The sequence below is a fragment of the Atlanticothrix silvestris CENA357 genome (assembly GCF_016056295.1).
Lineage (GTDB): Bacteria > Cyanobacteriota > Cyanobacteriia > Cyanobacteriales > Nostocaceae > Atlanticothrix > Atlanticothrix silvestris.
Genome location: NZ_JAECZB010000106.1, coordinates 23,660 through 31,286, shown reverse-complemented (window position 1 = coordinate 31,286; position 7,627 = coordinate 23,660). Strand labels below are relative to the sequence as shown.

The 7,627-nt window shown below is 37.3% G+C and carries 7 protein-coding genes; 4 read left to right on the top strand and 3 right to left on the bottom strand.

The features are described 5' to 3' along the window. Positions 1 to 225: 225 nt before the first annotated feature. Together I8751_RS30565 and I8751_RS30560 are read left to right on the top strand one after the other, a co-directional pair. Entirely contained in the window at positions 226 to 675 is a 450-nt protein-coding gene (locus tag I8751_RS30565; protein ID WP_404800461.1) for a transposase, read from the top strand. Positions 676 to 856: 181 nt separating this feature from the next. Next, positions 857 to 997: a hypothetical protein gene (locus I8751_RS30560; protein ID WP_214442485.1), complete on the top strand. Its 141-nt coding sequence runs from the start codon at positions 857 to 859 to the stop codon at positions 995 to 997. Between the two features lie 57 nt (positions 998 to 1,054). On the opposite strand, the gene I8751_RS28750 is transcribed toward I8751_RS30560, so the two are convergent. Continuing rightward, entirely contained in the window at positions 1,055 to 1,360 is a 306-nt protein-coding gene (locus I8751_RS28750; RefSeq protein ID WP_225894494.1) for a hypothetical protein, read from the bottom strand. 65 nt (positions 1,361 to 1,425) lie between these two features. Here I8751_RS28750 and I8751_RS28745 point away from each other — a divergent pair, with 65 nt between their 5' ends. Beyond that, positions 1,426 to 1,710 carry a hypothetical protein gene (locus I8751_RS28745; RefSeq protein WP_214442484.1) on the top strand — a complete coding sequence of 95 codons (285 nt, stop codon included), beginning with the start codon at positions 1,426 to 1,428 and terminating at the stop codon, positions 1,708 to 1,710. Continuing rightward, positions 1,711 to 2,109: a type II toxin-antitoxin system VapC family toxin gene (locus tag I8751_RS28740; RefSeq protein WP_214442483.1), complete on the top strand. Its 399-nt coding sequence runs from the start codon at positions 1,711 to 1,713 to the stop codon at positions 2,107 to 2,109. Between the two features lie 9 nt (positions 2,110 to 2,118). On the opposite strand, the gene I8751_RS28735 is transcribed toward I8751_RS28740, so the two are convergent. Continuing rightward, positions 2,119 to 3,729, bottom strand: coding sequence for an O-linked N-acetylglucosamine transferase, SPINDLY family protein (locus I8751_RS28735; RefSeq protein ID WP_214442482.1), 1,611 nt, complete (start codon positions 3,727 to 3,729; stop codon positions 2,119 to 2,121). Positions 3,730 to 3,794: 65 nt separating this feature from the next. After that, complete coding sequence (locus I8751_RS28730) at positions 3,795 to 7,616, bottom strand: FkbM family methyltransferase (protein WP_214442481.1); 3,822 nt, start codon at positions 7,614 to 7,616, stop codon at positions 3,795 to 3,797. Positions 7,617 to 7,627: the final 11 nt, after the last annotated feature.

The following is a 7,627-nucleotide window of genomic DNA, read 5'->3' as shown; positions in this document are numbered from 1 at the left end:
GCAGGGGGTGCAGGGGGAGCTGGGGGAGCGAACCTCTGCGTTAACACAGAGGCTTCAAGCAAGGACGTATTGTTTCTTGCGCTACGCGTCTCAAAACAAGTGTTTTTGTTTTTTTTCCTTTTTAAAAAGGAGGCTTCCAACCATTTGCGGAGGGTATCCCCCCCAGCTTCCTCAGCTTCCCCTGCCCTCCTTTTCGGTGATAGAGCTTTTTGTGCATACGCTGATATGTTTTCTATTACAAAACTCGGCTGTGATGCTGTATTCCGTAAACATTCATCTCGCACAACCACCATGCGAAAAGGTAAAATCGTTGGCGATTGTGACAAGCTTGTTACTTGGTATAAACCTAAGAGATGCCCAAAAGGGTTAAGTAAAGATGAATTTTTAGCTCTACCTTCTTCCATAACTGTACGCGAAATTTATTACTACATTGTTATTCCTGGTTTTCGTACTCAAAGAGTTAGCTTAATTACCACTTTATTAGACGGGACAACTTATCCCACCCTAAAAATAGTTCAACTCTATTATCAACGGTGGCAAGTTGAACTCGATTTAAGACATTTGAAAACTACTCTGGGAATGGATGTTTTACGATGTAAAACCCCTTCAATGGTACGCAAAGAAATTCATGTTTATTTACTTGCTTACAATTTACTTCGGAGCTTGATGTGGTGAAGCAGCGCTGTAGGAGGGTTTCCCTCCGTAGGCGACTGCTGAACCCGAAGGGCAGGCTGGGACTACTTACAATACTCTTCCAAATCGTTTATCGCTACAAGGTACTCGTCATCATTTAATTAATTTTATTCCCAAATTCGAGGTTGCTAACTCTAAAAAACGCCTTCACCTTTATCGCACTTTGCTAAAAATTATCGTTCACAAAGAAGTTCCTGACCGTCCCACACGCAACGAACCACGAGTTATTAAACGCCGCCCCAAAGCTTACCCCAGATTGACCAAACCCCGGCAAGAATTACGCAAGCAATTGCAAACTGCTTAAACCACAAGCTTTTCAGCTTTTCTTAGTGCCATTCGGCTTAAGCCCTCACTACAAACATTATGAATTATCCCAATCTCTACCATAATCTCTCACTGGATGTTTAACCCAACAATCACGTAACCATTCTCGCCCGTTAACTTGTAAATACCAGTGAACACTACTTTCAACCCAGTCATAAGGAGATTTGACTAAACCATGTTTGACTGGGTTGTAGTGAATATAGTTAAGAGTTGTGTAATAATGCTTTTCAGAACGAATAGCGCGATCGCTCCAAGAGTACCAAATTTTTCGCTTAGTTACATTATCCTCAAGATTCCATTGACGAGAAGTTACGCCATGAAGGCTACGGAATAACTTAGCCAATATGTCAAAATTTTCAATATAAACTAGTCAACGATAGTGTCCGATCTTAGTTTACAAATACAAACATGGAAACAATGAAGTTGCGATCGCATATTGGAGACGATGGTATATTGCAAATCCAAACTCCTACTGATTTTAAAGATACATCTGTCGAGGTAGTGCTAGTTGTCCAGCCTTTACCAGATATTTCCACTGCAAGACAAGAGCAACCGCAATATAACGCTTGGGGAAAAGCAACGACTAAAACATCGATAAGTAATGCAATTGCTAGAATGCAACAGTTGCGGCGAGAAGTGGCATTAGAAAAAACTACAATTCGCTTGATGATAGAAGAGGGACGAAGATTTTAAATGCAGTTTGTTTTAGATTGTTCTGTAGCAATTAGCTGGTGTTTAGTAGATGAAAATAACGATTACGCTAATGCAATATTGGCAATTATGCCGGATGCTAAGGCATTTGTACCAGGGATTTGGTCACTAGAGATTGCTAATGTCCTGCTGGTAGCCGAACGACGTAACCGCATGACTCAGGAACAATGTGAGGAAGCTATTACATTGCTACAGTCACTTTTAATACAAATTGATCCGGTTACAGATGCAAATGTATTTAGTGCAATCTTAGAGTTGGGGCGACAGGAAGGTTTAGCAGCTTATGACGCAGCTTATTTAGAATTATCCTTGCGGTTAGGAAAAGCGGCTACAAGGTGTGGAGTGGAGTTAGTTGTTGTTGATGAAGACCAGCAGCCTTAGCACTAAGTTTTAGTGTGGGTAGATAGAAGCTTCTTTCACAACTTGTTTATAAAAAGCTTCCAGGCCTCCAACACAAACTTGATCATCAAATAGTCGGTCGTGACGTTGACTAATTCGTTCTGAAATATCCTGTCTCAAAACTGGGTTTAACCCTAATTTCACAGCAATTTCGATATATTCCGCTTCATTTTTAGCAATGGTATCTGTCACTCCTAGCATTTTCAAAAAACTATCAGAATGACGACCCCGCATAAATTCACCAGGACAAGTGACTACGGGAAGATTACAAGCGATCGCTTCTAAGGTAGTATTACCACCAGACCAAGTAAATGTATCTAGATAAACATCCGAAAGTAAGTTAATCATCAGATAGTCTAGTCGCTCTGGAATGCTTAAGAACACGCAATAATCTTCATAGTCCAGTTCGATAGCAGCAAAAGCACGCTTTAGACGCTGCTGAAGTAAAGTACCCCGCAAAAACACGAATTTAGCTTGGGGAACACGGCGAGCAATTTCTGCAAAAATAAAATCGTATTGCGGTAAATATTTAAAAGGCGCTTGGCAAGATAAATAAATGACCGCATCATCTGATAACCCAAAATCTGAGCGTGTTTTGACTACTGGTGGAATATGTGGTTTTGGGTAAGAAACACCAATATTAGGTAAGAGAATGAGTTTTTCTGAGTAATATTCTTGGGCATTTTCTGCTTCCATTAATTCACTCGATAAAAAGTAATCAATGGTGGGTAAACCAGTTGTTACCGGATGTCCCCAAGCGACACATTGCACAGGCGCAAGCCGCAACCCAGCTATTTGCATAGTTTGCGGATTCATGCCAATTTCAGGAAAGACTAAGATGTGTAATTGATCAGAAACAATTTGTTCACAAGCGGCTGGTAAATTATGCGGAATGTGATAGAAAACATCACTATAATCTTGAAATTGTTGTGTAACCGGATCTGGTTCGTTACCTGTGTAATAACAATAAATTTCAAAGTTTTCATCATTGCAATAACGTAACCAGCCAGTTAACCATAAAGTTCCACTATAAGAATGTAGATAATGTGAAACATAGCCAATGCGAATTTTTTGATGTGGCTGAAGTTTGGGCATAGATAAAGGAACAACCCATTGGGGAAAGTTAGCCGCCATAATTTTATGCACTAATTTCCCATACTGGCGTTGCAAATCTATATCATTTTGTGCCTGATATGATAGATAAAAATTCGTGAGTCTACCTATACCAGCTAAAGCACTGGTTCGTTCTTCAGGAGTTTTGAGAGATGTTTGCTGAATTAAATCTTGCAGCCCTTGAATAAAGCGCTGACGATAGAAGTTAATTTCCTCTTCATTGTCGTATACTGACGGAATTGTCAGATATTTAAGAATTTGAAAAGTGTAATCATCAGGTAAGCATTTTACAGCATTTTCTGCACTGCCAATTGCTTCTTGAATACGCCCATTGCGCCGCAAGTCGATGATTAAGGTAAAATGGAATTTACCTTCTGACGGGTAAAGTTTAATTCCTTCTTGAAGAACATTAAAATATTCATCTATCAGGTTTAATTGTCTATAGCAATGGCTTAATCGCCAGTAAATCTCTACATCTCCTACTTGCATCTCTAGGAGTTTTTGATATTGGGCGATCGCTTCTTGCCATCTTCCTGCTTGAAATAATTGATTACTTAAGCAAAAAAAAACTGTTCATCTCTAGCTTGGCTAAAGCTTTCTATTTCGTAAGATGCCAAATTTTCTGCTTTTGCTTGCATCAACGCTTGTTGATTTTCATGTTCTACAATAATTCTGGCATTGATGCGAGATAGCAAAGTTTCCCATTGAATCTCAGCTAAATCGCCTACCAGAGAAATCTTTAAACCCTCTGTAATATCTAAATCTTCTTGCATTAGAAAATTCATAGTCACACTAGATAAAAAGAGTTCAGCATCCTCAACAGCAATATCACTCGTATCAATAAGTAAGGTAGTCTTCTCACTTTCAGCATGAGTTGCTAATGTCTTAATCACTAGTTCTAATTCCAAACTGATTAACTCTTCTGGTTGTGACCAGTCTGGAAAAATAATTAAATTAATTTCCTTAAGGCTTAAATTCAAAAGAGTAGCATCAATTAAGGCTGAACTTACAATTTCCGCCATTTTTGACCAAGAAAACTTTTGCGCTTGTGCTAAACCCGCAGCAATTAATGATTTGCGAACACTAGGCTTTTGCACTTCACATAATGCATTTGCTAATCCGTTCACATCATCATCATTTATATATATTGCCGCTTCTCCTGCCACTTCTGGAATTGAGGCATTAGGACAAGTAATTACAGGACAACCACAAGCCATTGCTTCAATTACAGGCATTCCAAAGCCTTCGTATTTAGAAGGATAAACTAATGCCACAGCACCAGAGTAGGCTATTGCTAACTCTTCATCACTGAGTTGCAACATCTGAACAGTACTACCTGATGTATATGCTCTAAACTCAGGTACTAGTAAACCGCTACTTCCCGTACAAACAATATCAAATCCAGAACTACTAGCAAGTTGTGAAAAAGCCTTAAAGAATAAAACACTATTCTTATAACCACTCCCACCACCAACCGAAAGAAAGTAAGGTTTTGTAATGCCATACTTATTTTTAAAAGCATTAATGTCTTGAGATTCGGCTGGAGAAAAAGTATTACTTACTCCACAATAAGCTACAGTTACAGACTCTTTCGATATATCAGAAAAACAGTTTGTCAAGTCGTGCGCTGTGTGTTCTGATATTGCTATATATGCAGATGCGTGTTGGATACCCTGATGTTTCTCTTGCCACATGGGATTATTCATATCCCATCCCATAACTTCTGGAATCATGTCATAAGCCATGAATACAGAAGGTGTTGTTGTGGGAGTAGTGTAATAAGAAGAGATAAATAAATCTACACCTTCTTCATCACATACCTGCTGTAGCATCTCCCGATCTAAATTAGTGTTTTTGTAGTCGTAGTGTTCTACAGTACGGTATCTAATACCGGGAATTTTGGGAGCAGTTCCAGCGCGGTCAAGGACAACTATATGTTTAGCAAATCCGTTGTTACTCCATTCTTCCAGTAAAGATTTCCAGACACGAGCAATACCAGTTTGATAGAGTTGAAAAAATACACCGTCAATTACAATTGTTAGTGTAGATTTTTTAATATGTGTAATTTTTTCTTTAACCTCGTCTAGTTGCAAGAACTTCCAATTATTGCTGCTGAGTTCTCTTTGTGCAATTGGTACGATACCCATTGAAGTAGCAGTATCTACCTGAGTGTTATCTTTAACCCATCCTAAAAACTGACCTAACAAAACTGGAAATTTATTGTATTGCTGTAAAGCTGTCCATTGTGACACCCCATCTTTATAACCATAATACAGTTCTTTAAACCGAACTTGTTTTGCTAAAACGTATGAAAAATGTTGGAAGACTAAATTTTCTTTTTCAGTTTCTTTGTGTAAGAAAGGGTTTATTCTAGCAATGTCTATCCATTGATTATCTAGTAAAGGTTCAACGAGTATTGGAGGTGAATGACATGCCCAAACTAATCCCGGCTTAAATTTCCATGTGCGTAACCACTCTTGTTTAGGATTTTGAGCATAACAGTGACGAGTACTAATAACTAGATTTTCTCCTACAAAATACCAGCACCAATAAAAAGCTGCTGTTTTATCTGGTTGATTGATAAACATTTCTCTTGCAGCACACAATTGCTTAAGCGTCCAAAGTTCATCTACATCCACTTGCCAAAGTAAACATTCTTCATGAATATTGGTAAGTGGAGCATTCACCATTTCAAGATGACCATCCCAAAAAATTCCTTCTGACTTTCGGTAAACGGTAATATTCTCTGGATAAAGTTTGGCTAATTCATCTAAATATTCTTTTGTTCCATCGTTACTAAATCCCTGATTATGTACCTCATCAGTGATACAACCACCGTTTTGAAAAAACATTATACTTTCGTGTTTAAAATCCGCCACACCTTCAACAATATGCCAATGCCATTTGAAAGGAAGTTGTTTGAAGACTTCGATATGGTATTGGATAAATGGTTGCCCATTCAGAACAATGGTAAAAAAGTGAATAGGCACTCTAGGAAAAGCAATATAATTTTCGTAGAAAGAATTAGAGTCTGTTACTTCTTCTCCAATATCTCCATTTTGTTTGATGAGATGGCATTCATAACCATTTTCAATCAAAATATCAAAAGTAGATTTGGCTTTACGGTTTAAGCCTTCTAACATTTTTTGTGAAATTTCAAACTGGATGAAATAAATAGCTTTATTTTTTAATAGCTCAATCGCTCCTTGTAATACATCGCTTTCTGCTCCTTCAACATCAACTTTTAAATAATCAATTTTTTGGATATTGTTGTCATTGCAAAAAGAATCTAGTGTTATTGCTTGAACAACTCCAGTATTAACAATAGGTACATATTGTCCAGAACCCTGCGGATCAAGCATTTGTGGTCTACCGATGCTATTCCATGCCGAGAAGTCTTCTGAAAATTCATTAAATTCAATCTGGATATTATGCGAATAAACTGCGTTTTGTAAGGGGTAAACATTATTACATTTCGATTTAGAGAGCCTTTCTTGCAGTTTATTGAAAGTAATAATTGTTGGCTCAAATGAATAAACTTTACCTGATGAACCCACTAATTTACTTAACAGGATTGAATAATCACCTATGTTTGCTCCGACATCAAAAACGAGCATTCCCGGTCGAACAAGTTTACTAACTAGCAGTTGTTCAGATATTTCATGTGATGAAAAATAATTTTCTATTCGCTCACTTTTATGGAATATAGAGTACCCGTTACGAATGGCATTATTTTGTTCAAGCAGAACGTAGTTTGGATCTGCAAGCAGCTTCTGATGATTATTATAATTTTTAAAAGTTGTAATATCATCTAAACAAATAAATTTGGCTCCATATACTTCATCTAGCTCAGCACTACCAGTAAACTCTGAACCATCAATTAAGACTAAATCAAAGAAATCTATATTATTTTCTTGCTTAATTTTTTGAATACCATTATCAAATACTCCAGACTGTCTTATGTACTCTACATCTTGCCGCAACCAACCGATAACAGTCTCAATTGGGTAAAATTTTAGATTATTTTGGGTATAGTTATAAAAATCAACAACTTGTTTCTTATCTGGAAAACTTCCTACAGGAACAGAGGAAACATTATAAGGCTTTACAAATGATTCATTTTCATATCTCTTCTTTAGTTCAGCAAATCTAGTTATTGAAACCTCCATGCAAAATAACGTTGGTTTATTCGGGTTTTCCCGAAGTCCCGTTACAAATGCTTCAGTACTTCCTTCACCAGAAGATGAACCAATTTCTAGAACTGTTTTAATATCTTCTTCTCTGGCAATTCTTTGAATAGCTGCATAAAACTCATCGTTTTTTATTTCAGGATAAATTAAACGGTTTAATTCAGAATTAGAAATATCGTTATTCATATTTGTACTCT